At 65.2% G+C, this 431-nt stretch carries 1 pseudogene; it reads right to left on the bottom strand.

The annotated features are described in order from the left end of the window. A pseudogene (locus DBR30_RS22475) lies at positions 1-431 on the bottom strand (ferredoxin); the annotation flags it as partial.

The raw sequence follows: 431 nt of genomic DNA, 5'->3' as shown, positions 1-431 counted from the left end.
GGCAACGGTTGGCAGGCCGGAGATCGGCTTATCTTGCTCGGCATCAACGTTAAACAGGGCGATGCGATCGGCAGCGAGACCGGCGCCCGCCAGCAGCACGGCGGCGCACGCCAGCTCCCGCTCAACCAATGCCCGCACACTTGCGGGAGCATCATCACCGAGCGCAATGCGTACCGCGCTGGCGCCATAGGCAAGGGCGGCGAACCAGCTTTCGATACCTAAGCTTGCGCTCTCCTCCACCCAGACCGGCAGCCAGTTGGCGGGCAGGTGGGTGAGTTCGGCTTCCACCCATTCACGCTCGTTTTCACCGGCGATCAGCAGTCGAGGCGCTTCGCCGCCCGCCTCCCGGTAGTGCTTGAGCAAACGCAGCAGGTAGTCGCCGCTGGTGTTGGCATCGGGCTGGTGATAGGCAATCGCTCCGGTCGGACAGG

Origin of the sequence: Aeromonas sp. HMWF017 (assembly GCF_003061465.1) — a bacterium.
GTDB classification, from domain to species: domain Bacteria; phylum Pseudomonadota; class Gammaproteobacteria; order Enterobacterales; family Aeromonadaceae; genus Aeromonas; species Aeromonas veronii.
Note: the sequence above shows the minus strand (reverse complement) of the source record. Positions and strands in the feature narration are given on the sequence as shown.